The following is a 25,954-nucleotide window of genomic DNA, read 5'->3' on the forward strand; positions in this document are numbered from 1 at the left end:
CGATCACACATCCCAGGTGACCGGGAGGCTCTTCACCCCGTAGATGTCCGCGGTCTCCGGGCGCAGGGCAACCTCTTCCGGCGGTACGGCCAGGCGCAGCGTGGGGAACCGGTTGACCAGTGCCGGGAACGCGACCCGCATCTCGACCCGGGCGAGTTGCTGACCCAGGCACTGGTGGATGCCGTGGCCGAAGGCCAGGTGCCCGCCCTCCTGCCGGCTCAGGTCCAGCACGTCCGGCTCGGTGAAACGCTCGGGATCGCGGTTGGCGGTGTTGTACGACAGGATCACCCGGGAGCCGGCCCGGATCGTCTGGCCGCCCAGCTCGACATCCTCCAGCGCGGTCCGCATGAACGTCTTGGCGACGCTGAGGTAGCGCAGCAGCTCCTCCACGGCCCGGTCGGCGAGCGCGGGATCGGCGCGCAGCGCGGCGAGCTGCTCCGGGTTGCGCAGCAGCGCGAAGGTGCCGAGGGCCAGCATGTTCGCGGTGGTGTCGAGCCCGGCCGCCAGCAGGATCAGGGCGATCCCCTTCAGTTCCTCGTCGGTCAGCTCGCTGTCGGTGAGGTCGCTGAGCACGTCGTCGGTGGGGTTCGCGCGTTTGGTGGCCACCAGGCCGGCCAGGTAGTCCTGGGTCGCGGTGTAGGCCGCGATCAGGTCCTCGTCGCTGGTCTCCCCGTTCATGAACGAGTCGACCTGTTCCTGGAAGGAGCCCCGATCCTCGTACGGCACGCCCAGCAGCTCACAGATCATGATCGCCGGGATGGGCCTGGCGAACGCGGTCACCAGGTCCGTCGGCGGTCCGGCCTTCGCCATCGCGTCCAGGTGCTCGGCGGTGATCTGCTCGACGCGGTCGGTGAGCAGGCGCATCCGCCGTACGGTGAACTTGCCCATCAGCGGTTTGCGGTAGCGGCTGTGCTGGGGCTCGTCCATCAGGAGGAACTCGCCGGGCGGCGCCGGTGGGATCTGGATGTCCCCGTAGTCGATGGTCGGATGGAGCATGAGCTCCTTGCGTGAGCTGAACCGCGAGTCGGCGAGCACCGACCTGACCAGGTCGTATCCGGTGATCAGCCAGCCGGGTCTGTTGCCGGGGAAGGTGTAGCGGCTGATCGGGCCGTGTCGGCGGGCCTCGACCAGCTCTGCCGGCGGGTCGAAGGGGCAGCCGGGTCGGCGCGCCGTCGGCATCGTCGTCACGGCGTGCGGAGATTCCCCCATGGCCATTCCTCATCTCGCGATAGTACGTGTTTGGCGATAACTAAACGCTACGTTGCATTCGAGGTGGCGGTCAATTTGCTATGAGCCGTTACGGCAGGTCGCAAGCGGTAAATTGATGCAATGACGCTGGGCGCGAATGCAATGCTTCGTTGCAATGAATGGCGACGAAGGCAATACTGGCGGCATGCCAGGAGGACGGTTGACCCAGCAGGAGCGCCAGCGCATCGCGACCGGACTCGCCGACGGGCTCTCCTACGCCGAGATCGCCCGGCGGCTCGGCCGGCCGACCTCGACGATCAGCCGGGAAGTCGGACGCAACGGCGGCCCGAAGAGCTACCGGCCCCAGCAGGCGCACCGGGCGACGGCCCAACGCGCGCGACGGGGCACACCGGCGACCTCGCGCGCCGCCGGGCCACCGGGTGGCACGGCGGGAGCGGAGATCGTCGAGATGGCGGTCCGGACCGGGCTGCCCAGGATGACGGCGCTGGTACACGTGGACCTGCTGCTCGCCGAGGACGGCAGGCGCACCGCGGCCGAGCTGACCCGCAGGCTGAAGGTCAGCCCCGCCTCCGTCTCCGTGGCCGTGAACTACCTCGTCCAGCACGGCTACGTCCGGCGCGAACGCGATCCGCAGGGACGTCGCGACGTCTACGTGGTCGACGACCAGGCCTGGTATCACTCCGTCGTGATCAGCACCCGGTACACCCTCGAATCGGCGCAGGCCGCGATGGCCGCCGCGGAGACGTCCGGACTCGACAGCCCCGTCGGGCAGCGACTTTCCAGGGCCGGAGCGTTCCTGGAGCGGGTCAGCCTGGACATCATGGAGTCGGCCGAACGCTGGCGCGGCCTGCTGTCCTGACGGCTGCCGGGTTATTCGATCGACCTGCCGGGCATCGATGACCATACTCACGGCCATGACTCCGGGCCCGACGCCGCCGGCTGCGGACGCGTCGGCCGGTCCACCGGCGACGAGTACGGCACCGCTGCCGGTGCTGTGGCTCTACGGGCCACCCGCCGTCGGGAAGAGCCGGTCGAGAGTGTACTGACGTACGCGGCGGCGCTGGACCGGAACCATCCGACCGATCGCCGCGTCGACACGACGGGGCTCAGCGTCACCGAGGTCGCCAGGCTGGTACTGGCCGAGACCGGCGACTGGCCGGCCCTGACCGGCCCGGGTACGGCAATGGTCGGGCCATACCCCCGCTACCCCACCGGCCCCGGCGAGATCCTCTGGCTCTGCGGTGCGACCGCGGTCGGCAAGTCCACGGTCGGCTGGCAGGTCTACACCGCCGTCCGCGCGGCCGGGCGCCGCGCCGCGTTCGTCGACCTCGACCAGATCGGGTTCTACCGGCCCGCCGGCCCGCCGACGCCACGGAACCATCGGCTCCGGGCGAGCAACCTCGCCGCGGTATGGCAGACATTCCGGGCCACCGGGCTGCGCCGCCTGATCGTGGTCGGCCCGGCCGACGACGCCGACGCGGTACGGACATACCGGGAGGCGCTGCCGGCCGTGCGGATCACGCTGTGCCGGTTGCACGCCGGCCGGGACTCGATCGCCGAGCGGGTCGTGTTCCGGGGACAGGGTCAGGGGCCGCTGCTCGCGGGTGACGACCTGAGGGGGCAGCCGGCCGCCCGGTTGCGCCAGATCGCCGACGCCGCGACCGCCGACGCCGACGCCCTGGCGGACGCGGGCCTCGGCGACCTGCGTGTCGACACGGACGGCCGGACGGTGTCCGACATCGCCGGGGAGGTCGTCCGGCGCCTCGGCTGGCTGGACTGAGCCGACCGGGATCCGTCCGGCCGGCCCTGTCACCGTGCCGCCGTTACCGCCGCTCCGGGCTGCCGGCCGCCGCCCACGAGCGGAGAACCTCCAGGTAGTGCTGGTTCTCCATCACGCCGAGGATGTTGCCGAACGGGTCGACGACGGACGCGGTGACGAATCCGGGGCCGCGCTCGACCGGCTTGTCGTGCACCGTGGCGCCCAGCGACAGCAGCCGGTCGAAGCTGGCCCGGACGTCGTCGACGTGCCAGTAGACGACGGCGCCGCCGACTCGCTCCGGACGGCCGTGCGGGGCGTACCGGCTGTCGACGATGCCGAGTTCGTGCTGGTAGTCGCCGACGCGGAACTCGACGTACGCCGGTGGGCCCTCGGTCGGACGCACGAAGTACGCCTCGACGCCGAGCAGTTTCGCGTACCAGTTCCGGGCGGCCGGGACGTCGTCGGCGAAGAGGCTGACGGTGGTGAGACCACGCAACATGGGAGTTCTTCCTTCCGGTCGGTGTCGAATCGACTCCCATCCTCCGACCTGAAGTGCTCACCAATTGAGCGCTTTTTCCGGCAGGCTGGCGGCATGCGTGCCGACCGTCTCGTCGCCGCCCTTCTGCTGATGCAGGCCCGGGGCCGGGTGACCGCCGCCGAACTGGCCGGGGAGCTGGAGGTGTCACTGGCCACCGCCCGCCGCGACCTGGCGGCGCTGTCGACGGCCGGCATACCGGTGTACCCGCAACCCGGTCGCAACGGCGGCTGGTCGCTCGTCGGCGGTGCCCGTACCGATCTCAGTGGCCTTTCCGCGACGGAGGCGCGGGCGTTGTTCCTGCTCGTCTGGCCGGCGGCGGCCGGCTCGGACCAGGCCCGGGCGGCGCTGCGCAAACTGGTCCGTGCCCTGCCGCGGACCTTCCGGGCCGACGCCGAGGCGGCGGCCGGGGCCACGATGGTCGACGCGACCCGGTGGAGTGGCCGGGAGCGGCCCCGGCCGGCCCTGGTCGACCTGTTGCAGGCGGCGGTGATCCGCCGGTGCCAGGTCCGGCTCAGCTACCTGGGCAGTGGCCGGAGGCGCACCGAACGGCTGGTCGACCCGTGGGGGCTCGTCGACAAGGACGACGTCTGGTATCTGCTGGCCGGCACCGACCGGGGGCGGCGGACCTTCCGGGTCGACCGGATCGTCGAGGCGGTGCCGACCGACCGGCCGGCCGAGCGTCCGGACGACTTCACCCTGGCCGCGGCGTGGCGGGAGGTGGTCGACGAGGTGGAGGAGCGGCGGTCCCGGACCTGGGCGACGGTACTCGTCGAGGCCAGGCACCTGCCGGTGCTGCGCGACCAGTTCGGCCGGCACTGTCATCCCGACGGCGAGCCGGCCGACGGGCGGATCCGGGTCCGGCTCGGCGCGCCCACCCCGGTCGACATCGCCCGGCAGCTCGCCGGTTGGGGCGGGCTGGTCGAGGTGGTCGAGCCACGGTCCGTCCGGACCGAACTGGCCCGGATCGGCGCCGAACTGGTCGGCCACTATCCCGAGGGCACCTGACCGGGCCGGGTCGCGCGCTGCCGCTGGCCCGCTCCCGCACGCCGTCCCGGCCGGCTCTCCTCAACACCTACCCCACCGAGCCGGTACGGGATGTCAGAGCCTGAGACGGGCGGCGATCGGCAGGTGGTCGCTGCCGGTGGGCGGCAGCGCCCACAGGTCGGTGACGCTCGCCGAGCGGGCCATCACCTGGTCGATCCGGGCGACCGGCAGCGCCGTCGGCCAACTGAACGGAAAGGCCGGCCCGGTCGACGGAAGCAGGTCGCCGACCGGCGCCAGCCCTCGGTCGTGCACGGTGCTGTTCAGGTCACCCAGCAGGATCACCGTCTCCAGCCGTTCGGCGGCGAGCGCCCGGGCCAGCAGCCTGGCGCTCTCGTCGCGTCGGGCGGCGCCGAATCCGTCCGGCAGGCCGAGCCGGATCGACGGCAGGTGCGCCACGTAGACGGCGATGTCACCGCCGGGCATCCGGACCGTGGCCCGCAGTCCCCGGTTCCAGTCCGGGTCCAGCCCGGCCGGCCTGATGTCGAGCAGCCGGTCGTCGACCAGCGGATACCGTGACCAGAGCCCGACGGTGCCGTGCACCGAACGGTACGGGTACTCCCCGGCGAGCACCGCCGAGTACGCCGGCAGCGCCGGTGCGGTCAGTTCCTGCACCCCGATCAGGTCGGGCCGGACCCGGGCCAGTGCCCTGGCCGTACCGGTCGGATCGGCGTTGGTGTCGCTGAGGTTGTGCTGGACCACCGTGAGGTCGCCGGGGCGGTCGTCTCCGCCGGGCAGCAGTGCCGGGCCGAACAGGCCGAGCCAGGCGGTGCCGGGCAGCGCCAGCGCGACCAGGGCGGTGCCCGAGCGGCGCAGCACCGCCAGCACCAGCAGGACCGGCACGGCCAGGCCCAGCCAGGGCAGGAAGGTCTGCACCAGGCTGCCCAGCCGGCCGATCCCGGCGGGCAGCAGGGCGTGCCCGGCCAGCAGCGCGCCGACCAGCACGGCCAACGCGGCGAGCACCGGCCCGCGTCGCCACGTCGAGCGGCCGCGCCCGTCGACGCCCCAGGACCACCGGACCGTACGCGGCGACGCCGTCGGCTCGTCCTCCAGGATCGGCTCCTCCCGTCGTCGCCACCGGCCCGGCTGGCGGCGCTGGTGGCCGCCGAACCGCTCCGGTGCCGACAGCCGACGGGTGAGCCTACTGTCCCTGGTGGACGGTCACCGTGCCGGCGGCACCGTCGACGGTGACCACCTGACCGGTTCTGATCGTATCGGTGGCACCGAGGACGCAGATCACGGCGGGGATGCCGTACTCGCGGGCCACCGTCGGGCCGTGCGCCATCGGCGCGCCGGTCTCGGTGACCAGTCCCCCGGCGGTCAGGAACAGCGGCGTCCAGCCGGGATCGGTGGTCGGGGCGACGAGGATCTCGCCGGGTTCGAGATGCGCGGTCGCCGGGTCGTGCACCACCCGGGCCGGGCCGGTCACCGTGCCCGGGGCGGCGCCGACGCCGCGCAGCGCGCCGGGTGCGGCGGCGGCCGGGGCGAGCATCGCCTCGACGTCGGTGCCGTCGGAGAGCACCGAGACGGGTACGTGCCGACGGCGCAGCTCCCGCCGGTGCGTGGCCCGCCGGTCGGCGACCAGGTCCCGATGGTCGACCCCGTCGCGGACGGCGGCCCGCGCCTCGGCGAGGGTCAGGAACATGATGTCGTCGGCCCGCTCCAGCAGCCCGCCGTCGGCCAGTTCCGCGCCGACCAGCAGCAGTTGCCGGCGGCTCTCCCGCAGCGGATACAGCCCGGCGAACTTGCCCGCCTCGCGCAGCCCGGCCAGCACCCGCGCCCGGCGCAGCAGGAACCCGGCGATCCGGCCCCGGACGGGTCGCCGGCGCCGGGCCCGTACGACGAGTTCGGCGAGTGTCGCCTCGGCCTCGGCGGTGGCCCGGGCGAACCGCCGGTCGGGGGCCTGCTCAGGATCGGTGACCCGCAGGTAGTTCGCGATCGAGGCGAAGACCGGGGTCGGGTCCTCGGCCCAGCGGGGCACCCCGAGGTCGACCTCGGCGGCGGCCCGGTGCCCGTACGTGTCGAGGAACGCCGCAAGTCCGATCTCCGGCAGGGTGCCGGCGAGGTATCGGGCGGCGAGTTCCTCCGGCGGTGTGGTCGAGAGCAGCTCGCGGTGCGGGCCGGCCCGCTGGGCGAGCTGCCACAGCGCCAGGTCCATCTCGATGGTGACGTTGTGCGGCATGCCGCCGAGCACGGTGTGGATCTCCGCCTGGCTGGCGATCCCCTTGAGCAGTCCGGCCGGCAGGGCGGTGGTGAGGATGCCGGCGACGATCGGCCAGATGATCCGGTCGTACCGGGTGGTGTGGTCCTGTGCCTCGACGTAGTCGAGCCGTTCGGCGGCGGTCTCCAGCCCGGCGGGTCCGGCGGCGGCCCGCTGCCGGAGCTGGTCGATCTCCTCGAAGAGCCGGGTCCGGGCCGCCTCGGGCCGGGCCAGCGCGCCCACGATCCCGGCGACCGCCCGGGGCGCGGTGCGCAGCGCCGGGCCGAGACCACCGCCGGAGCCGGACCGGCGGGCGGGCGCGGGCGAGAAGCGCGGGTCGGTCAGGATGTGCTCGACCACCGCCTGGGCGCGCGGGCCGAAGTCGACCGCCATCAGCTTCACCAGCCGCTTGCGGCTCCTGGGATCGCGGACCAGGTCGGTCAGGTCGCCGTAGAGGCGTCCGCCGATGTCGACGATCTCGGCCCTGATGCCGAAGGAGCCGAGCATGGCGGCCAGGAGCACCCGCAGCGCGGACATCCCCATCGGGGTGACCGGACGGAGCATCCCCTGCACATGCCCGAACTCCAGGTAGATCCGGGGCTGCGGCCGGTCGGTCGGCGGCGGCAGCGGGAAGAGTGTGGTGATCGGCCGGGACTGGAGCAGCCAGAGCGTGCCGTCGGAGTCGATCGCCCACTCGATGTCCTGGGGGGCGCCGAAGTGGGCCTGGATCCGCTCGCCGGCCCGGTGCAGCTCGGCGAGTTGGTCGGGGCTGAGGCAGCCGCGTTCGTGGTGGCGGGTGCCGTCGAGGACGTAGTGGTCGGCCGGGGCGGTGCCGTCGACCACGGCGCTGCCGAGCCCGGGGGCGGCGTCGACCACCATCTCCGCGCGGGAACCGGTGAGCGGGTTGGCGGTGAACAGCACCCCGGCGACCACGGGGTCGACCATGCGCTGCACCACCACGGCCATCCGGACGGTACGCCCGTCGATGTCGTTGGCCTGGCGGTAGGCGACGGCCCGCTCGGTGTGCAGCGAACTCCAGCACTTGGCGACGGCGTCGTGCAGCGCGTCGACGCCGGTGACGCCAAGGAAGGTGTCCTGCTGGCCGGCGAAGCTCGCGTGCGGCAGGTCCTCGGCGGTGGCGCTGGACCGGACCGCGACCGGCCCGCCGCCCAGCGCCCGGTACGCCGCCGCCAGCTCCGCCTCCGGGATGACGCCCCGGTCGTGGGCGGCGGTGGTGAGGCAGAACCCCTCCGGCACCCGCTCGCCAAGCCTGATCAGCTCGCCGAGCCCGGCGGCCTTGCCACCGACCAGCTCCACCATGCCGCCGGACGTCTCAGCCAACGTGACCACGTGCACCCCGGTCCCCCTCCACCTTTTCCAATACGACTGCAATGTAACCGGTTCGGCGAGGTCACGTCAATACGACTGCAATGTAAAGTGGTCGGGTGCCCAGGAGAACCGACCACGTCGCCCGCCGGAGGCAGCTCGCCGACGCCCTGATGCGACTCGCCGCGACCCAGGGCCTGGAGGCCGTCAGCCTCCGGCACGTGGCGGCCGAGGCCGGGGTCTCCACCGGCATGGTGCAGCACTACTTCCGCACCAAGGACGAGATGATGACCTTCGCCCTCGACATGGTGATGCGGGACGCGGAGCGGAGGGTCACCGCCGAGGCGACCGCCGCCGGCCGGGTCCTCGCCCCCGCCGAACTCGTCCGGACGCTGATGGTCCAGATCCTGCCGTTGGACGAACCCCGACGGCTGGAGGGGCACGTCACCCTCGCCTTCCTCGCCTACGCGGCCGTGAAGCCGGCCATCGCCGAGGGGCTGCGGGAAAGTTCCGGCCACATGCGGAACTTCCTCGCCGACCAGATCCGGGCCGTACAGGCGACGGGCGGGACGGTGCCACCCGTCGACCCGACGCACGCGGCCACCGCCCTGCTGGCCCTGGTCGACGGGCTCGGCATCCACGTCCTGAGCGGGCACTACTCGGGCGAGGAGGCGGTCGCCGTCCTCGACGCCCACCTCGGGCTGCTCTTCGGCACCACACCGGCCGTGCCGAGCACCACTCCGCCCGCCCCGCCCGCCGGCACCGGCGGCACACCGGCCGGGCCGAGCACCACCGCGGCTGTCCCGTCCGCCGGTACCGGGTGACCCGGGTCCCCGGCCCGGCCCGGCACCGCCGACCCGCTCGGCCGTACGGGTCGACGCCGTAGGCCCCGTACGCTACGACCGGACCCGCGCCGCGCCCCGGCGGCGCCGCGAGAGGGAGGCCGCCCGGTGACCACCCGCATGGCCGTGTTCGGCGCCGGCTCCTGGGGTACCGCCTTCGCGATGATCCTCGCCGACGCCGGCTGTCGGGTCACCCTGTGGGGGCGCCGACCCGACCTCGTCGACGCGGTCAACCGCACCCGTACCAACCCCGACTACTTCCCCGGCATCCCGCTACCGGCCGGCATCACCGCCACCGCCGATCCGGCCGAGGCCGCCGACGGCGCCGAGTTCGTGGTGTTCGCGGTGCCGTCACAGACCCTGCGGGCCAACCTCACCGCCTGGGCGCCACTGATCCCGCCGGAGAGTGTCCTGGTCAGCCTGATCAAGGGCGTCGAACTCGGCACCGCCAAGCTGATGAGCCAGGTCGTCGGGGAGGTCACCGGCGCCGGTCCGGACCGGATCGCGGTCGTCTCCGGCCCCAACCTCGCCCCCGAGATCGTCCGCCGGCAGCCCGCCGCCAGCGTCGTGGCCTGCCGCGACGAGACCGTCGCCCGACGCCTCCAGGCCGCCTGCCACACCGGCTACTACCGCCCCTACACCAACACCGACGTGGTCGGCTGCGAGATCGGCGGGGCGGTCAAGAACGTCATCGGGCTGGCGGTCGGCATCGCCGGCGGTCTCGGCCTCGGCGACAACACCAGGGCGTCGCTGATCACCCGTGGGCTGGCCGAGACGACCCGGCTCGGGCTGGCGATGGGCGCCGACCCGCTCACCTTCGCCGGCCTGGCGGGGATGGGTGACCTGGTCGCCACCTGCTCCTCGCCGCTGTCCCGCAACCAGACCTTCGGCACCAACCTCGGCCGTGGCATGACGGTCGCCGAGACGGTCGCGGCGACCCGGCAGACGGCCGAGGGCGTCACCTCGTGCGAGTCCGTGCTCGACCTCGCCCGCCGGCACGACGTGGAGATGCCGATCGCCGAGATGGTCGTCGACATCGTGCGCGGCGGGAAGTCGCCGCAGATCGCGGTGAAGGAGCTGATGGCCCGCTCGGCGAAGCCGGAGCGGCGCTGACCGCCCCGCCCGGCCCCGGGACGACCGGCGACCGCCTCGGCCGGGGGCGTCAGGTCCGGACGCAGACGTAGCTGGCGTACGTGGCCGGGTCGCGGCTCGCGGTCGTCTCGACGATCCGGAACCCGGCCCTGACCAGCATCGGTTCGAGCAGCCAACCGAAGGTGCTGTGTTCGGTGCGGATGTGGGTGGCGTACTCCTCCCGGGTCCAACCGTCGTCGGAGGAGCCGGCCGCCCCGGCCAGCCAGGTCTCGAACTGCTCCGCCACCTGCGCCGGCTCGAAGTTGTAGACCAGGTCACGCAGCAGCAGGACCCCGCCCGGCCGGAGCATCCCGGCGACCCGGGTCAGCGCGACCGCCTTCCAGAAGTCCGGTAGCTGGTGCAGCGCGTGCCGGCTGTAGACGAGGTCGGCCGGCGGGCCCTGGTGGTGGTAGCTGAGGAACCCGGCCCGGACCACCTCGACGTTGCCCAGCCCGGCCCGGTCGGCACCGGCCCGCAGCCGGGCCAGCATCGCCGCCGAGACGTCCACGGCGACGACCCGCCGACACAGCGGCGCGGCGGCCAGGGCGAGCCGGCCGGTACCGGCGCCGAGGTCGACCAGGGTGGCGTCGCCGTCCAGCCCGTGCCGGCGCAGCAGCTCCAGGTCGGCCAGCGGATCGTGTCCGGCCTTGCGGTCGTAGCCGTCGACGTACGCCGGGTCGAGGTGCTCCGGCCCGGCGTGAGCCAGCTCGTCGAGCCACCAGTCGGGGTGTTCGGGGGTCATTCGTCTCCTCCACGGGCCGCCCGTACTCCTTCGGCCCGGCAAGGCTACGGAATGGGGTCCTGCTGCCGTCAACGGATTTCGGGAGGCTCGACCGGGTCGGTCTCGGCATGGTCCCGACGAATCACGCTGATCATGCCGTTCGGCTCGATGTACGCCCGGTCGACCACGTCGATCTCCTCGATGCCGTGCAGCCGCAGTTGCGAGTGGACCTCCTCGACCGTCATGAACTCCCGCAGCATCACCCTGCGGTTCAGCTTGCCGTCCTCGATCAGCGCCTTGGGCCGGGCCTTCAGTAGCCTCGCCCCCCGGGGAAACCGGTACGCGAGCGCGTCGACCGTGACGCTCCAGAAGAGGATCGTGGCGACCACCACCACCCCGTCGGTGACCGACTCGGCCTCGCCGTGCAGGCCGACCGCCGCGGCCTGGGCGACCAGCACCACCAGCAACACGTCCGTGAGCCCCAGCCCGCCGGACTCGCGCTGGCCGACCAGACGCATCAGGAAGAGCAGTACGAGGAAGGTCACCGTGCCGCGAACGATCCCCTCCAGCACCGGGACGCTCGGAGCGAAGATCGACTGCCAGTCCATCCGCAGCGTCTACCCGCCTCCGAATCCGCTACACGGTGCTGGCTGCGGAACACCGACCTCGGAGACATCACTGGCAGCACGGCGGCTGTAGCGGCGGCGGGTGTTGTGGCGGTCGGAGTCTCCGACTGCGGTTCGGGTCTAGCGACAACGAGGCGCCGAGCCGCCGCCGATACTCGTCCCCGGCGCGCTGGTGGTGCTGACCCGACACCTGGGCCTGCACAAACTCGCGCTGCGAGGGATCCTCGCGGTGCCGGCGGCGATCTACCGGTCGACGTTTCGAGACGTGCTGGCCGCCCAGGTCCGGCGCCCGCAGGTGCCGCATCGAACGGGTGGATGACCCGGCGCCGACGGCAGGGCCCTGCCCCCTCGTCCCGAAGGGAGGGGACAGGGTTGGGTAGGGCGCAGGGGCAGCGTGACTCACACGTCTGTCACCCGTGACACGGCGACACGGGACCGGCGGCGGCCAACTCCGCGACCGCTGGGGTCGGTGGCCGCCGGAGTAGCACCGGGGCGGTCCAATAGACGTTATGCCAACCCTGCGTGATCGGCTTGCCGCTGCCCGTGCCGGCTGGAGATCTGGCCGCCCCTCCCCCTGGCACCCGCCTACCCCGCCGTCCCGCCGATGGCGGGCCAAGGGCATCACCAGCCGCCGCCAGATCCGCCCCACCCCAACAACCGGCACCGACCGACCCGGCCGGTGGAGCATGATCCGCGAGAGCGTACACACCGCCTTTCAAGGCCTCACAGCGGTCGCCGCAGTGGCCGCGTTGCTGTTTACCGCCCGCTCGCTCGACTACACCGCCGAGGCCACCGACGCCAACCGCGAACAGGTACGGCTGGTCGAACGCGGCCAGGTCACCGAACGGTTCAGCCGCGCCATCGACCAACTCGGGCAACCGGGAGACGACAAGCTGTCCATCCGCCTGGGCGGCATCTACGCCCTGGAGCGGCTAATGCGCGACTCCGCAGCCGACGAACCCACAGTGATCGAAGTGCTGTGCGCGTTCGTACGTACCGCCTCACCCCGGCCCCACCGGGTGCCGCACCCAGTGCCCGCATCTCCGCCTGATGTCCGTGCGGCGGTGACCGTTCTGGCCCGACGTCCCGCGCCCGATGCTAAAGAGAATGCGCGCCTGGACCTGAGCCGCACGTTGCTCGGACTCGACGGTGTCTACATCCCGGGTGCGGACCTGACCGGCGCGGACCTGACCGACGCTCGCCTGACCGACGCTGACCTGGACGGCGCGATCTTGATCGCCACGAAACTAGCCAACGCGAACCTGATCGATACGAACCTGACCGAGGCGAATCTGCGCTTCGCGGACCTGACTTACGCAGACCTGGGCGGCGCGAACCTGACCGAGGCGGACCTGGGCCGCGCGAACCTGGGCGGCGCGGACCTAGGCGGCGCGGACCTGACCTACGCGAACCTGGACAACGCGAACCTGCTAGGCGCGAACCTGAGCGGCACCGAACTGATCCGCGCGAACCTGACCGGCGCGGACTTGACCGGCGCAGACCTGAGAGGCGCGGACCTGACCGACGCGAATCTGACCGACGCGGACTTGGCCAGTGCAGACCTGAGAGGCGCGGACCTAACCGACGCGAATCTGACCGACGCGAAGGCAGACGAGCGCACACGTCTGCCAGGAGGAACGACCGCGGCATCCCCCGAGCCGACCCGATAAGTCCGCACTGCGCGGTCCGGACGTTAATCAAAGCGGATGGCGGCGGCCGCCACTTGGTCGAGGATTGCCGCCCGGAAGCACACTGCGGCATACATCGGTCGGTGGTTTGTGCGTAGAGCTGGTCGTAGACCCGGGCCCGGGCGGTGAGCGGGGCCGCTCGCACGTACGGGTCCTGGTTTGAGTTGGCTCTCTGCGAGTCATTGTTGACCCCGATGGTCGTTAGGGGCCGAAGGAATGGGAGTGTGCTGGGACTGGCGACGGCCCGCACTAGACTTCCCCGGCGATGGACGAGCAGAACCCGACCCCGGAGCCGCCGGTCGAGACCCGGCCGTGTGCCCACTGTGGACGGCCGGTACCGCAGCGGGCGGCGGCGGGCCGGCCGTTCCGGTACTGCCGGGACAACGACGGCGCCTGCCAGCGGGCCTCCCGCAACCAGCGGATGCGGCACCGCAACGCGCCGGGGCTGGCCGGCCAGGTGGCCCGCACCTGGGAGGTCGTGGACCGGCTCGACCAGGTCACCGAGGCGCTCGCCGAGGCGCTGCACGCCGAACTCTCCCCCGCCGGGGTGGAACGCCGGCTCGCCGAGGTGCGGGCCGAGGCGGCCAGCCAGATCGCGGCGGCGCAGACCGAACGGGACGAGGCCCGCCGGGACGCCGAGACGGCGGCGGTCACCCTGCACCAGGCCCAGCAGGCGGCGAGCACGGCGGTCGCCGAGCGGGCCGCCGCCCGGGCCGAGACCGAGCGGGCCGCCCGGACCGCCGAGCAGGCCCGGGCGGAGACTGCCGCCGCGCTCGCCGCCCGGGACGCCGCCCAGCAGGCGGCCAGTGCCGCCGCCGCACTGCGTACCCAGGCCGAGCAGGACCGCGACGCGGCCCGCCGGGAGCTGCGGGCGGTGCGGACCGAGGCGGACGCCGACCGGCGGCGGCTGGCCGAACTGACCCGGGAACTGGCCGAGACGACCCGGGACCGGGACGCGGCCCGGGCCGAGTCGGAGCGGGCGACCCGATCGGCCGCCGAGGCGGTCGGCCAGGCGGAACGGTTCCGGGCGGCGGCGGCCGAGGCCCGGACCGCCGCCGAGCGGGCGGCCGAGGAGGCGGCCCGGTTCCGCGCCGAGGCCGAGCGGGCGGCGGCCGACGCCGTCGAGGCCCGCGCCACGGCCGCCGCAACAGCCGCCGACCTGGAGCGGACCCGGAGCGACCTGCGGGCCGCACGGGAGGCCGCGGCCGCCGCCGAGGCCCGGCTCGACGCGCTGACGGTACGTCTGTCAGCGGCGCTAGCCGACCGGGACGCCGCCCGGGAGCGGGCCGGTCAGCTCTCCACCCAGGTCAGCGACCTCGCTGCCGCGCTGGCCGGACTCAGCGCCCGCGCCGTCGCCGACGCCTCGACCGGCCGCCCGGGCGCCGCCGCAGCCCACCCGGCCGGGCCGGCACCCGAGCCGTGACCGCCGGGTAACGTCCCCGCTGCCGTCGTCCCGGACCGGACGACCGGAGCAAGACGACATATCCCGGCAATTCAGCACGGCTACCGGTGATCCCGATCACCTGCGAGGAGATCCGGCTACGCTCGGAGCGTTTGACCACTTGTACGTTTCTGCCGGCGGCGGGAATCGCCCACCCGGCACCTGTCGTTACACCGATAAGAACAAGCATCACGACCGAGGGGAAAGCCGATCATGGGCGAGCGCATGCTGCGCGGGAGCCGTCTGGGAGCAGTCAGCTACGAGTCCGACCGCAACACCGAGCTTGCCCCGCGACAGACCCGAGAGTACCTCTGCGCCAAGGGCCACCAGTTCGAGGTGCCCTTCGCCGTCGATGCCGAAGTGCCGATGACCTGGGAATGCAAGTTCGACGGCAGCGTCGCCCGGCTGGTCGACGGCAGCGAGCCGGAGCAGAAGAAGGCCAAGCCGCCGCGTACCCACTGGGACATGCTGCTGGAGCGCCGCTCGATCGCCGAGCTGGAGAGCATCCTCGCCGAGCGGCTCGAAGAGGTCCGGACCCGGCGCGGCCGGGCCTGACACCGACACGACAGCACACCACTGCCCCCACGGCGCCGCCGTGGGGGCAGTACCGTATCCCGGGCCGGCTGGCGGTCAGGGTCGGCGCGGCTCGACGATCTCGCCCTCGATCGCCCCACCCGGCGCGGCCGGCGGCGGCGTCGGTGCGCTCTCGGCAGGCCCCGGCCCGGCATCCGGTCGCGGCTGACCCCGCCGGACCCGCACCCGACGCGGCCCGAACAGGTCCCCGGCAACCTGGGCGGAAACCCGCCGCTCGGCTATCCGCTGCACCTGCCCGCGGACCAGCCGACGCAGCACCGGCACCGTCAGCAGCAGCCCGGCGACCCCGGTGAGCAGGCCGGGAATCGCCAGCAGCAGCCCCGCGAGCAACCCCACCAGCCCGTCGCTGACCTCACTGCCCGGCGGCCGGCCACCCTCGACGGCGGCCCGCAACCCCCGCCAGGCCCGCATCCCCTCCCGGCGCAGCAGGGCCAGCCCCAGCAGCGAGGCGGCGAGCACCAGCAGAAGCGCCCAGCCGAACCCGATCCACCGCCCGAGCAGCACGAAAACCGCTACCTCGACGACCCCGGTCAGCAGCAGTGCCAGCGGCACGAACCTCAACCCTCGGCGCATGTCACCCCATCCGGATGTCGGACCCACAAAGCCCGTACGTCCAGCATGACACGCCCCCGGTCACGGCCAGCGCAGCCGATGGTCGCCGGTACCGTCCCGGCGCGCCCGACCCGACACCGGCCGCCGGTCCGCCACCGACCAGAGCGTGACCCGCCACAACGCCTCACCGATGATCACCGGGCTCATCTTGCTCGCCCCCCGCTCCCGCTCGGCGAACGTGATCGGCACCTCGACCGTACGCAGCCCGGCCCGGTGCGCCCGCCAGGAGAGTTCCACCTGGAACGAGTACCCCTGCGAGGCGACCGAGTCGAGGTCGAGGCGGGCCAGCGCCGGCACCCGGTACACCCGGAACCCACCGGTCGCGTCCGACAGCGGCATCCCCAACGCCACCCGGGTGTAGAGGTTGCCGCCCCGGGACAGCAACTGCCGGTGCCACGGCCAGTTCACCACCTGACCGCCGGGCGTCCAGCGGGAACCGATCACCACGTCCGCGTCCCGGGCCGCGTCCAGCAGCCGGGGCAGCTCCTCCGGGGCGTGCGAGCCGTCGGCGTCCATCTCCACCACGGCGTCGTAGCCCTGCCCGGCCGCCCAGCCGAACCCCGCCACGTACGCCGCACCCAGCCCCTGCTTGCCGGGCCGGTGCAGGACGTGCACCCGGCCGTCGGCCTGCGCCATCCGGTCCGCGATCGCCCCGGTGCCGTCCGGGCTGTTGTCGTCGACGACCAGGATCTCCACCGACGGCGCCGCCCGGTGCACCCGGTCGACGATCACCCCGAGGTTGTCGGCCTCGTTGTAGGTGGGCACCACCACCAGCACCCGGCCCACCCCCGGATAGCCGTCCCCGGCCCCACCCGTCGACTCATTCACCGCTCCTCCGCATCCGCCGGGTCGCCGGCCGTCGCCGTACCGACCCCGGGAAGCGGACGCCGACGGGTCAGCATCGCGGCGGCGAGCGCCGCGGCAGCCATGGCCAGCAGCGCCACCTCCGGCCAGAGGCCGACCCGGGTGGCGACCGTACGGGTCTCCCCGAGGTGCATCTGCCGGGTCACCACCGCCCTGGTGTTGAACCCGGTCGCCCCGGTTACCCGCCCGTCGGCCCCGACGAACCCGGAAACACCGACCGTCGAGGCCATCAACGCCTCCCGGCCGTGCTCCACCGCCCGCAGCCGCACCATCGCCAACTGCTGCTCGGCCTCCGCCACGTTGAACGTGGCGTTGTTGGTCTGCACGACCAGCACCTGCGCCCCGCCGGTCACGGTGTCCCGGACCACCTCGTCGTAGGCGACCTCGAAACAGATCACGTCACCGAGCGTCACCCCGCCGACCCGCAGCACCCCCGGTTCGGTACCGGCGACGAAGTCGTTGCGGACCCGGTCGACCTCCTTGCTGACCATCCGGGCGATGTCCCGCAACGGCACGTACTCGGCGAACGGCACCGGATGCCGCTTGATGTACATCTGCGACGTGTCCAGGCCGGTACCCGGCAGCCACACCAGCCCCGCGTTACGCACCTGCCCCTCGCCGGGGCCGAGCAGCACCGCGCCGACCAGGATCGGCGCCCCGACCGCGTCCGCCGCCTCCGAGATCCGCCGCCCCGCCGACGCGTTGCGGGTCGGGTCGACGTCGCTGGAGTTCTCCGGCCAGACCACCAGGTCGGGCCGCTCCGCCTCGCCGGCCGCGACCTGGCGGGCCAGCTCGATGGTGGCCTCGACGTGGTTGTCCAGCACCGCCTGCCGCTGGGCGTTGAAGTCGAGCCCCATCCGGGGCACGTTGCCCTGCACGATCGCCACCCGGGCGGTGTCGGCACCTTCCCCGGCCAGCGGCACCAGCAGCCCACCGGCCAGCAGCGCCGCCGCCCCGGCGACGAAGCCCGCCCCGCGCAGCCATCCGGCCGCCGGCAGCGCCCGCCACGGCCGCCACAGCGCCACCACCAGCAGCCCGCCGGCCGCGGCCACCACGAAGGTGACCAGCGGCGCACCGCCGTACGCGGCCAGCCGCAACGTCGGCGAGTCACCCTGGCTGAACCCGAGCCGCCCCCACGGGAACCCGCCGAACGGCGTACGGTCCCGCAGCGCCTCCTGCGCCACCCACAGCACCCCGGTGACCAGCGGCCAGGACCAGCGGAACCGGTCCACCAGCGGGCCGGTGAAGGCCAGCGCCAGCCCCAACAGCCCCAGATAGGCCGCCTGCAACCCGGACAACAGCAGCCACGGCACGTTACCGGTGTAGAGGTTCGTCCAGCTCAGCATCGGCAGAAACAGCGCCAGCCCGGCGAGGGTGCCGAGCCCGAACCCGGCCCGCAACCGTCGCCGGTGCACCGCCACCGACAGCAGCGCCACCCCGACCGGCGCCAGCCACCACGCCCCGTACGGCGGAAACGCCAGCAGCAGCACCAGCCCGGCGCCGACCGCGGCCGGCAGGGCCAGCCACCACGGCAGGGCTCTCCCGGCCGGCTCGGCGGGCCGGTCCCCACCCTCGGCAGTCTCCGGCGGCTCGGCCGTCACCACTGTCACGCGCGCCTCACGTCTTCTCGAACGTCACCGGCCCCGGCGCCGGTCGACCCACCTGCGGAAGGCTACCGGCCCGGCCGCCCCGATCCGCAGTCGCGCCGATCCGGAACCGCACCCCGGGTTGCAACCCACCCGAACCAGCTCGAAACACCGCAGCGACGTCGGGGCAGGGCGGTGAGGTGAGGCGGAGAAGGCCGGGGGCACAGCGGAGAGGTCGGAGGCAGAGTGGTGAGGTCGGCGGCGGGTCGGGGCGGGAACGAAAATCGGGGCGCGGCCGACAAGCCGCGCCCCGATGCTCCCAGGCCCTCCCCGGCCGGTGTGGTAGGGCGCCGCAACACGACCTTCGGACCGACCGGACGTGAACTGGCTGTTCCCGTCGGGCCGTTGTCTACTGGCCGCCTGCAAAACCCTGCCCGAACACCGGTAACCGCAGCCGGTTCGCGCCGCCCCGCCGACCCCCGCCCGCTGGACCTGGCCGTTGCGACGACACGAACACATGCCGCTCGGCCAGCGGACGAAGGGACGAAGCGAACAACAGCCACTTCCCGTTGTAGGACTCAAAGACGGTACGTGGTACCCCCCGGGCACTGTCAACCGCCCCCCGGCCAGTCGCGCTGTTCGATGCGGCGTGTCGGATCCGGCGCGCCGCAGCACCGCCGGTTCGTCTCCCGTTCGCCCACCGGACACCGCCCAGCCGGCTCCGACCACCGCCCGGTAACCGGGCTCAGCCGGCCAGCAGATGCCGGCGCAGCAGCCCGGCCGCGGCCACCGGATGCGGCCCCGCCAACAGCCCGGCCGCCGCCAGCACGTACCTGGCGTCGACCACCGTACGAGCCGACCGGGGCAGCGCCCAGCCGCCGGCATGGTCCGTCGACACCCCGTCGAGCAACCCCGCCCCGACCACCGGCCCGGCATGCCGGAGCACCCCGCCGGAGCCGACCAGCAGCCGCACGTCACGCAGATCCCGCCCCGGCTGCCCCGCCGCACCGCCGCCCCGGGCATGCCGGCGTACCGCCACCACGGCCGCCAGCGCCGCGATCCGCCGCTCCGCCGCCCCCTCCGGCACACCGACCACCAACCGGCCCGGTTCGGCCGCCAGCGTCGCCGCCATAGCCGTCAACGGGCCCTCCTCGCCCGGCGACAGCAGCCGCTCGGCCACCGCCGCGCGCACCACCCCCTGGGCACTCCACCGCACCCCCAGGTCACCCTCGACGGTCCGGGCCCGCCACAGCGTCCCGGCCGCCGGCCGCCCCGGACCACCGGCCCGCTCGTCCGGCACCAGCACCGAGTACACGTCGGTGGTCGCCCCGCCGACGTCAACGACCAGCAGATCCCCGCCGAGCAGGTCGGCGAGCGACTCCACCCCGGTCAACACCGCGTCCGGGGTCGCCGCCCGGACCAGCCGGGCGAACCGGGGACCCCGGGAGAGCCGCTTCCCGCCGATCACATGCCGCAGGAACACCTCCCGGATCGCCGCCCGGGCCGGCCCCGCCGCCAGTACGCCGATCGACGGCAGCACGTTCTCCGCCACCGTCACCGGCACCCCCCGCCCGGCCAGCACCTCCCGGACCGCCGGAGCCGCCACCGCGTTCCCGGCGACCACCACCGGCACCCGAAAGCGGGCCCGGGCCAGCCGCTCCGCGTTCCCGGTCAACACCTCCGCGTCACCACCGTCGGTCCCGCCGACCAGCAACACCACGTCCGGCCGGGCCGCCCGCAACGCCGCCAACCCGGCCCCGTCGAGCCGGCCCGCGCCGACGTGCACCACCCGGGCCCCGGCCGACAACCCCACCTGCTGCCCCGCCCGCGCCGTGATCAGCTCCTCGTAGCCGAGCACCGCCAGCCGCAGCCCGCCACCCGCCGACGAGCAGACGTACCAGGGCGCCGAGCCGGCCCCGGCCAGCCCGGCGGTCGCCTCGGCCACCGCCGCGTCCAGGCCGTGCAACACGTCCGTGCCGACCGTGGTCCGACCCGACGCCGAGGCGAGCAACGTGCCGTCGGCCAGATCCACCACCGCCACCTTCGTCCAGGTCGAACCGACATCGGCGCAGACCGCGAACGACGGCACCGCTACCGGGACCCGCCGTCGGCCGGCGCCACCGGCCCGCCGCCACCGGCCGGCACCACCACCGTGCCGACCGCGGTCACCGCCACCACCGGCGGATCGAGCACCTCGGCCGCCGAGTCGCCCCGGTCCGGCCGCCCCCGGCACACCACCCGGCACTCGAACTCGCAGGTGCGGCTCCGGCTGCCGACCCGGGTCACCGTCGCCGACACCTCCAGCACGTCACCGGCCCGGATCGGCGCCAGGAACCGCACCTGCGCATAACCGGCGAACAACCCCTCGTCACCGTCGGTCCGGATGCAGACCTCGGTCGCCACGTCACCGAACAACCCCAACGCGTACGCCCCGTCGACCAGGTTGCCCGCGTAGTGCGCGTGCGAGTACGGCACGTACCGGCGGTGCAGCACCGTCAGCCCCAGCCGCGGATCCGCCGCCCCGTCCACTCCGGTCATCCGTGCACCCCTTCCGCTCCCCGGCCCACTGACCGATCCCGATCATCTCGGGCCGCCGTCGCCCCGGCCGCCGCCCCGTCCCGCCCCGCGGGGCCGCCACCGGCCACCAGCCGGTGCACCAGATAGCTCGCCACCTCACCCGGCGTCGTCCCCCGGCCGAAGATCCGGTCCACACCCAACTCCCCGGCCATCAACTCGTCGAACCGGGGACCACCGACCACCAGCAGCGGACGCCGCCCCGCCGGCATCGCCTCCCGGAACGCCGCCGACATCTCCCGGGTGTTGTGCAGGTGCGCGTCCCGCTGCGTCACCACCTGCGACACCAGCACCGCGTCCGCCCGCTCCGCCCGGGCCGCCGCCACCAGATCCGGCACGCTCACCTGGGCACCCAGATTCGTCACCCGCAACTCCCGGTAGTACTCCAGGCCCTTCTCCCCGGCGATCCCCTTCACGTTCAGGATCGCGTCGATCCCGACCGTGTGCGCGTCGGTACCGATGCACGCCCCCACCACCGACAGCTTGCGCCGCAGCCGCCGCCGGATCAGCGCGTTGACCTCCTTCGCCGACAGCAGCGGATAGTCCCGCTCCACCACCCGCACCGCCGACAGGTCCACCAGATGGTTCACCCGGCCGTAGACGACGAAGAAGGTGAAACCGTCACCCATCTGCCGGGAGTGCACCAGCATCGCCGGCTCCAGCCCCATCTTCGCCGCCAGCTGCAGCGCCGCCCCCTCGGCCCGCTTGTCGTGCGGCACCGGCAGGGTGAACGACACCTGCACCATCCCGTCACCGGTCGCGTCCCCGTACGGCCGCACCACCGGACCACCACTCACGGCCCCGCCTCCAGCAGCTCCGTCGCCGGGTTGTAGTAGTCGTCGGCATGCGCCGCCACCCCGTCCAGGCCACGGCCCCGGTCCGCCGGCCGCTTCGTGATCCCGAACGTGCCGTCCGCGATCGCCGGCAACAACCCGCCATCGACGATCCGCTCCAGCAACGCCACCGCCTCGGTCAGCACCGTCGCCGCCCGCCGCTGGATGAACCCACCCGAAGCCGGCACGAAATCCTCGTGCAACCCGCCCGCCGCGCCGAGCACGTACCGGACGTTCTGCAGCGCGATGTCCCGGTCCGACAACCACGGCGTCACCACCGCCTCGGTCATCATCCCGACCAGCAGGATCCCCTGCCCGGTCATCGCACCCACCAGGTTGAAGAACCCGTCCAGCAGATTGCCCCGGAACACGTCCCCGGTCATGTGCCGGGTCGGCGGCATCCACTTCAGCGGCGCGTCCGGAAACAACTCCCGGGCCAGCAACGCGTGCGCCAACTCCAACCGGAACGACTCCGGCAGATCCGGATCGATCTCGAACGCGTGCCCCAGCCCCAACTGCGCGTCCGGCAACCCCGCCTCGTGCGCGAAGTACTCGTTGAGCAGCTGCGACACCGTCACCGTGTGCGCCTCGTCGACCGCGTCCGCCGTCGTCAGGTAGTTGTCCTCGCCGGTGTTGATGACGATCCCCGCCCGGGCGTGCACCTGCCGGGAGAACCGCTGGTCCACGAAGGTCCGCACCGGATTGATGTCCCGGAACAGGATCCCGTACATCGAGTCGTTGAGCATCATGTCCAGCCGCTCCAGGCCGGCCAGCACCGCCATCTCCGGCATGCACAACCCGGAGGCGTAGTTCGTCAACCGGACGTACCGGCCCAGCTCCCGCGACGACTCGTCCAACGCCGCCCGCATCAACCGGAAGTTCTCCTGCGTCGCGTACGTGCCGGCGAAACCCTCCCGGGTCGCCCCCTCCGGCACGTAGTCCAGCAACGACTGCCCCGTCGACCGGATCACCGCGATCACGTCCGCACCCGCCCGGGCCGCCGCCTGCGCCTGCGGAATGTCCTCGTAGATGTCACCCGTCGCCACGATCAGATAGATCCACGGCCGCTGCCGCGGATCGCCGTGCCGACGTACCAACCGATCCCGCTCCGCACGACGGCGGTCGATCCGGCGCAACCCGGCGCCGACCGCCCGCCGCGCCGCCGCCCGGGCCGACCTCGCCGCCCGACCCGCCGGCACCTCGAACCGCACCGACCCGGCCGCCGCCTTCTGAGCCAGCAGCGTCACCGCCGCCCCGACGTCCCGACCCGCCGGCGCCGGACCCAGCTCACGCAGCAGCGCGTCGAAGACCGGCACCGCCACCCCGTGCGCCAGCCCCACCTCCGCGACCACCGCGTCGACCAGCCGGTTCACCCACGGAATCCCGTCCGGATCCGCACCGGTCACCCCGGCCAGCCGCAACACCGCCCGCTCCACCGACACCGTCGTATGACCCCGGGCCAACTCCACCACCGGCTGCCCCGCCCGCCGGGCCAACTCCCGCGCCCGACCGACCAGCACCGGATCCAACGCCAACTTGCCCGTGCTACCCGACGTCATCGGCGACCCCCAACCGTCCCGTCACGACGCGTCCTCCCCGTCGTAGATCACCGCACCGCGCAGCACCGTCCGCCGACACGACGGCAACGGCGTCGGATCCTCCGGCCCGCGCTCCTCCGGACTCGCCGACACCAGCACCGGCAGCCCACCGTCCACCCCGGCCGGCGTCGACCAGACCGCGAACGTCGCCGCCGCACCCGGCACCAGCACCCCCTCGGTCAGCCGCGGATCCCGGCCACCGGCCCCCGCCGGCACCGCCCGCCAACCACCCCGGGTGTGCGCCGCGAACGCCGCCCGCACACTCATCCGCTGCGCCGGATTGAAATGCGCCACCGCCGCCCGCACCGAACCCCACGGATCCAGCGGCGTCACCGGCGAATCCGAACCGAACGCCAACGTCACCCCCACCCCGTGCATCGCGCCCATCGGATTCGACTCCAGCGACCGCCGCACACCCAGCCGGGACGCGTACATCCGCCGCTCGCCGCCCCACAGCCGGTCGAACGCCGGCTGCATGCTCGCCACGATCCCGTACTCGACGAAACCGGCGATCAACCGCTTGTTCATGATCTCGGCATGCTCGATCCGGTGCCGGGCCGCCCGCAACCGCTCCACCCCGAGCACCTCCGCCGCGCCGGCGAACCCCGACAACACCGTGTCGATCGCCGCGTCCCCGATCGCGTGGAAACCGCCCTGCACCCCGTGCGCCGCACAGTCCAACAGATGGTCCCGGACCTGCTCCGCCGTCAGATAGCCGTGCCCGCACGCCCCCGGCTCGCCGTCGTCGTACGGCACCGACACGTGCGCCGTACGCGCACCCAGCGCCCCGTCCGCGAACAGGTCACCACCGGCGCCGACCGCACCCAGCTCCCGGGCCCGCCGCGCACCCATCAGCTCACCCCAGTAGCCGTACACCTCCGGACCGTCGACCCCGGAGAGACCGAGCACGGCGGTGAAGTCCGCCTCGCTGGAAATGTCCGGCCCGCCGCACTCGTGCACCGCCGCGATCCCCAACGACGCCGCCCGGCGCAACGCCACCAGCTGCGCCTCCCGCCGCTGCGCGTCCGTCACCGAACCCAACGCCAGCTCCCGCACCACGTGGTGGGCGTCCCGACGCAACCAGCCCGACGCGTCGTAGCCCGGCACCCCGGCCACCTCCGGCACCGCCGCCAGCAGCGCCGACGAGCAGAGCGCCGAATGGATCGACGCCTGGGCCAGATACACCCGCCGGCCACCGGCCGCCCGGTCCAGCTCCGCCGCCTCCGGCACCCGCCGGTCCGACCAGCCGGACTCGTCCCAGCCGTGCCCCAGCACCACCGCGTCCGCCGGCAGCCCCGCCGCGAACCCGGCCACCGCCGCGCAGACGTCCGCCGCCGACCGCGCCCCGGACAGGTCCAGCCCGGACAGCGCCAACCCGGTGTCGGTGGCGTGCACGTGCGCGTCCACGAACGCCGGAGTCACCAGCGCGCCGTCCAGCTCCACCACCCGGTCGGCCGCCGGGGCGTCGGCGTCGGCACCCAGCCAGTCGATCCGGCCGTCCCGGACCAGCAGCGCGGTCGCCTGCGGATCGGCCGGACAGTACAACCGGCCGGCACGATAGAGAGTCGAGGGGTTCGTCATGACATCAGTCTGCCGCTAGCCGGTCCGTGAACAGCGCCCGCACTCCGGGCACCGTACGCAGCAGCGACAGCGCGTACTCGGCATGCCCCGGCAGGTAGCCGTTGCCGATCAGCATCGTCACGTCGGCGGCCAGCCCCTCCGCGCCGAGCGCCGCCGAGGCGAAACTCGTGGCCATCGAGAAGAAGACCACGGTCCCGCCGTCGGCGGTGGCCAGGATCGCCCCGTGCTCGCAGCCGGGCACGTCGACACAGACCACCGTCACGTCCGCCGGCCCACCCAACGCACCGGTCACCGCCGCGGCCAACGCCACCGGATCCCGGGCGTCGGCGAGCGCCACCTCGTCGGCGAGGCCGGCGGCGACCAGCCGGTCCCGCTCGGCCGGTACCGGCACCACGCCGACGGTCCGGGCCGCCCCGGCCTGCCGGGCGGCGGCCAGCGCCAGCGAACCGCTCTTGCCGGCACCGCCGAGCACCGCCACCCGGGGCGCCGGGTAGCCGCGCACCGTCCGGGCGGTCAGCGCCGGCGCACCGCAGACGTCGAAGACCGCCAGGCTCAACCCGGGGTCGAGGTCGTCCGGGAGTACCGCCACGATCGAGCGGGCGAACAGGATCGCGTGCCCGGCGCAGGGCACCTGCTCGGAGCGGCCGTCCCAGCCGGCGAGGTCGTCGGTGACCGCCAGCGGGGTCAGGGTCAGCGAGACCAGCGTCGCCACCCGGTCGCCCGGCTTGACCGGCAACGGTGACTCCGGACCGACCTCGTCGACCGTGCCGACCAGCATCCCACCGGAACCCGTCACCGGATTCTGCATCTTGCCGCGCTCGCGGATGATCTCAAGCACCTCGGCCCGGACCGCCGCACCGTCCCCGCCGTGCTTCTCCGACAACTGCCGGAAGCTCGCCGCGTCCAGGTTCAGCCGCTCCACCCGGACCCGGACCTCGTCGGCGGAGATCTCACCGCGGGCGTCCAGCCGGTACGCCGCCTGCGGCAGCACCCCGGCCGGTTCGCGTACCCGGCGCAACCCGACCGCCGACGTGACCGCCACACCTCCGGATGTCGCCCCCACCGCCGCCTCCTCCCGACCGCCCGCCAGGCGGGGCATCGCTCCTTCAGACCCGCCATGCACAGGAAAACTTACGGCAGGATATTTCCTAGACGGGAAATCTTCCAGTAGCGTTCGAGATCAAGGCCCA

23 protein-coding genes and 1 pseudogene are annotated in these 25,954 nt (G+C 73.4%); 9 read left to right on the forward strand and 15 right to left on the reverse strand.

The window, feature by feature from the left end; all coding sequences use genetic code 11:
- Window positions 1-3: 3 nt before the first annotated feature.
- Complete coding sequence (locus tag C6W10_RS18175) at window positions 4-1,209, reverse strand: cytochrome P450 (RefSeq protein ID WP_107264064.1); 1,206 nt, start codon at window positions 1,207-1,209, stop codon at window positions 4-6.
- Between the two features lie 184 nt (window positions 1,210-1,393).
- Between C6W10_RS18175 and C6W10_RS18180 the strand changes: the two genes are divergently transcribed.
- Together C6W10_RS18180 and C6W10_RS18185 are read left to right on the forward strand one after the other, a co-directional pair.
- Window positions 1,394-2,068 carry a helix-turn-helix domain-containing protein gene (locus C6W10_RS18180; protein WP_107259099.1) on the forward strand — a complete coding sequence of 225 codons (675 nt, stop codon included), beginning with the start codon at window positions 1,394-1,396 and terminating at the stop codon, window positions 2,066-2,068.
- A gap of 135 nt (window positions 2,069-2,203) precedes the next feature.
- Window positions 2,204-2,989 (forward strand): hypothetical protein, encoded by a 786-nt coding sequence (locus C6W10_RS18185; protein ID WP_107259100.1) that lies wholly within the window; start codon window positions 2,204-2,206, stop codon window positions 2,987-2,989.
- A 43-nt stretch (window positions 2,990-3,032) separates the two neighbouring features.
- Here C6W10_RS18185 and C6W10_RS18190 read toward each other — a convergent pair whose 3' ends face one another.
- Window positions 3,033-3,467 carry a VOC family protein gene (locus C6W10_RS18190; protein ID WP_107259101.1) on the reverse strand — a complete coding sequence of 145 codons (435 nt, stop codon included), beginning with the start codon at window positions 3,465-3,467 and terminating at the stop codon, window positions 3,033-3,035.
- Window positions 3,468-3,560: 93 nt separating this feature from the next.
- On the opposite strand from C6W10_RS18190, the gene C6W10_RS18195 reads away from it, so the two are divergent.
- Window positions 3,561-4,511 (forward strand): YafY family protein, encoded by a 951-nt coding sequence (locus tag C6W10_RS18195; RefSeq protein WP_107259102.1) that lies wholly within the window; start codon window positions 3,561-3,563, stop codon window positions 4,509-4,511.
- A 93-nt stretch (window positions 4,512-4,604) separates the two neighbouring features.
- On the opposite strand, the gene C6W10_RS18200 is transcribed toward C6W10_RS18195, so the two are convergent.
- Together C6W10_RS18200 and C6W10_RS18205 are read right to left on the reverse strand one after the other, a co-directional pair.
- Window positions 4,605-5,510 carry an endonuclease/exonuclease/phosphatase family protein gene (locus tag C6W10_RS18200; RefSeq protein ID WP_107259103.1) on the reverse strand — a complete coding sequence of 302 codons (906 nt, stop codon included), beginning with the start codon at window positions 5,508-5,510 and terminating at the stop codon, window positions 4,605-4,607.
- A 178-nt stretch (window positions 5,511-5,688) separates the two neighbouring features.
- A complete protein-coding gene (locus C6W10_RS18205; RefSeq protein ID WP_234361844.1) occupies window positions 5,689-8,097 on the reverse strand; it encodes a PEP/pyruvate-binding domain-containing protein in 2,409 nt (802 codons plus the stop codon).
- A 95-nt stretch (window positions 8,098-8,192) separates the two neighbouring features.
- Here C6W10_RS18205 and C6W10_RS18210 point away from each other — a divergent pair, with 95 nt between their 5' ends.
- Window positions 8,193-8,897: a TetR/AcrR family transcriptional regulator gene (locus C6W10_RS18210; protein ID WP_107259105.1), complete on the forward strand. Its 705-nt coding sequence runs from the start codon at window positions 8,193-8,195 to the stop codon at window positions 8,895-8,897.
- Window positions 8,898-9,023: 126 nt separating this feature from the next.
- On the forward strand, window positions 9,024-10,028 hold the full coding sequence (locus tag C6W10_RS18215) for an NAD(P)H-dependent glycerol-3-phosphate dehydrogenase (protein WP_199853961.1): 1,005 nt from the start codon (window positions 9,024-9,026) through the stop codon (window positions 10,026-10,028).
- Window positions 10,029-10,077: 49 nt separating this feature from the next.
- On the opposite strand, the gene C6W10_RS18220 is transcribed toward C6W10_RS18215, so the two are convergent.
- Together C6W10_RS18220 and C6W10_RS18225 are read right to left on the reverse strand one after the other, a co-directional pair.
- Window positions 10,078-10,788: a class I SAM-dependent methyltransferase gene (locus tag C6W10_RS18220; RefSeq protein WP_107259106.1), complete on the reverse strand. Its 711-nt coding sequence runs from the start codon at window positions 10,786-10,788 to the stop codon at window positions 10,078-10,080.
- Window positions 10,789-10,856: 68 nt separating this feature from the next.
- Window positions 10,857-11,375: a DUF421 domain-containing protein gene (locus C6W10_RS18225; protein ID WP_107259107.1), complete on the reverse strand. Its 519-nt coding sequence runs from the start codon at window positions 11,373-11,375 to the stop codon at window positions 10,857-10,859.
- Window positions 11,376-11,565: 190 nt separating this feature from the next.
- Between C6W10_RS18225 and C6W10_RS37395 the strand changes: the two genes are divergently transcribed.
- The 4 genes from C6W10_RS37395 (at window position 11,566) to C6W10_RS18240 (ending at window position 15,077) form a co-directional block, all read left to right on the forward strand.
- Window positions 11,566-11,712: a hypothetical protein gene (locus C6W10_RS37395; protein ID WP_159104639.1), complete on the forward strand. Its 147-nt coding sequence runs from the start codon at window positions 11,566-11,568 to the stop codon at window positions 11,710-11,712.
- 367 nt (window positions 11,713-12,079) lie between these two features.
- A complete protein-coding gene (locus C6W10_RS18230; RefSeq protein ID WP_159104640.1) occupies window positions 12,080-13,063 on the forward strand; it encodes a pentapeptide repeat-containing protein in 984 nt (327 codons plus the stop codon).
- 283 nt (window positions 13,064-13,346) lie between these two features.
- A complete protein-coding gene (locus tag C6W10_RS18235; protein WP_234361845.1) occupies window positions 13,347-14,504 on the forward strand; it encodes a hypothetical protein in 1,158 nt (385 codons plus the stop codon).
- Window positions 14,505-14,735: 231 nt separating this feature from the next.
- Complete coding sequence (locus C6W10_RS18240) at window positions 14,736-15,077, forward strand: RNA polymerase-binding protein RbpA (RefSeq protein WP_101366032.1); 342 nt, start codon at window positions 14,736-14,738, stop codon at window positions 15,075-15,077.
- Between the two features lie 75 nt (window positions 15,078-15,152).
- Here C6W10_RS18240 and C6W10_RS18245 read toward each other — a convergent pair whose 3' ends face one another.
- The 9 genes and pseudogenes from C6W10_RS18245 to C6W10_RS18285 form a co-directional block, all read right to left on the reverse strand.
- Window positions 15,153-15,689, reverse strand: a complete 537-nt coding sequence (locus C6W10_RS18245; protein WP_107259109.1) for an FxsA family protein — start codon at window positions 15,687-15,689, stop codon at window positions 15,153-15,155.
- 60 nt (window positions 15,690-15,749) lie between these two features.
- Window positions 15,750-16,556, reverse strand: a complete 807-nt coding sequence (locus tag C6W10_RS18250; protein ID WP_234359297.1) for a polyprenol monophosphomannose synthase — start codon at window positions 16,554-16,556, stop codon at window positions 15,750-15,752.
- Window positions 16,553-18,193 (reverse strand): apolipoprotein N-acyltransferase, encoded by a 1,641-nt coding sequence (gene lnt, locus C6W10_RS18255; protein ID WP_369938701.1) that lies wholly within the window; start codon window positions 18,191-18,193, stop codon window positions 16,553-16,555. The genes C6W10_RS18250 and lnt overlap by 4 nt, the downstream gene beginning before the upstream one ends.
- 730 nt (window positions 18,194-18,923) lie before the next feature.
- The gene (locus tag C6W10_RS18260; RefSeq protein ID WP_107259112.1) at window positions 18,924-20,267 is read right to left on the reverse strand and encodes a glutamate mutase L; all 1,344 of its coding nucleotides are present in this window, start codon (window positions 20,265-20,267) and stop codon (window positions 18,924-18,926) included.
- A 2-nt stretch (window positions 20,268-20,269) separates the two neighbouring features.
- On the reverse strand, window positions 20,270-20,716 hold the full coding sequence (locus tag C6W10_RS18265) for a hotdog domain-containing protein (RefSeq protein WP_107259113.1): 447 nt from the start codon (window positions 20,714-20,716) through the stop codon (window positions 20,270-20,272).
- Between the two features lie 104 nt (window positions 20,717-20,820).
- A pseudogene (locus C6W10_RS18270) lies at window positions 20,821-21,549 on the reverse strand (OAM dimerization domain-containing protein); the annotation flags it as partial.
- Entirely contained in the window at window positions 21,546-23,144 is a 1,599-nt protein-coding gene (locus C6W10_RS18275) for a lysine 5,6-aminomutase subunit alpha (RefSeq protein ID WP_107259114.1), read from the reverse strand. The gene C6W10_RS18275 and the pseudogene C6W10_RS18270, both read right to left, overlap by 4 nt.
- 21 nt (window positions 23,145-23,165) lie before the next feature.
- Window positions 23,166-24,764 carry an amidohydrolase gene (locus tag C6W10_RS18280; RefSeq protein WP_107259115.1) on the reverse strand — a complete coding sequence of 533 codons (1,599 nt, stop codon included), beginning with the start codon at window positions 24,762-24,764 and terminating at the stop codon, window positions 23,166-23,168.
- A 4-nt stretch (window positions 24,765-24,768) separates the two neighbouring features.
- Entirely contained in the window at window positions 24,769-25,755 is a 987-nt protein-coding gene (locus C6W10_RS18285; protein WP_199854046.1) for a zinc-binding alcohol dehydrogenase, read from the reverse strand.
- Between the last annotated feature and the right edge of the window lie 199 nt (window positions 25,756-25,954).

Origin of the sequence: Plantactinospora sp. BB1 (assembly GCF_003030385.1) — a bacterium.
Lineage (GTDB): Bacteria > Actinomycetota > Actinomycetes > Mycobacteriales > Micromonosporaceae > Plantactinospora.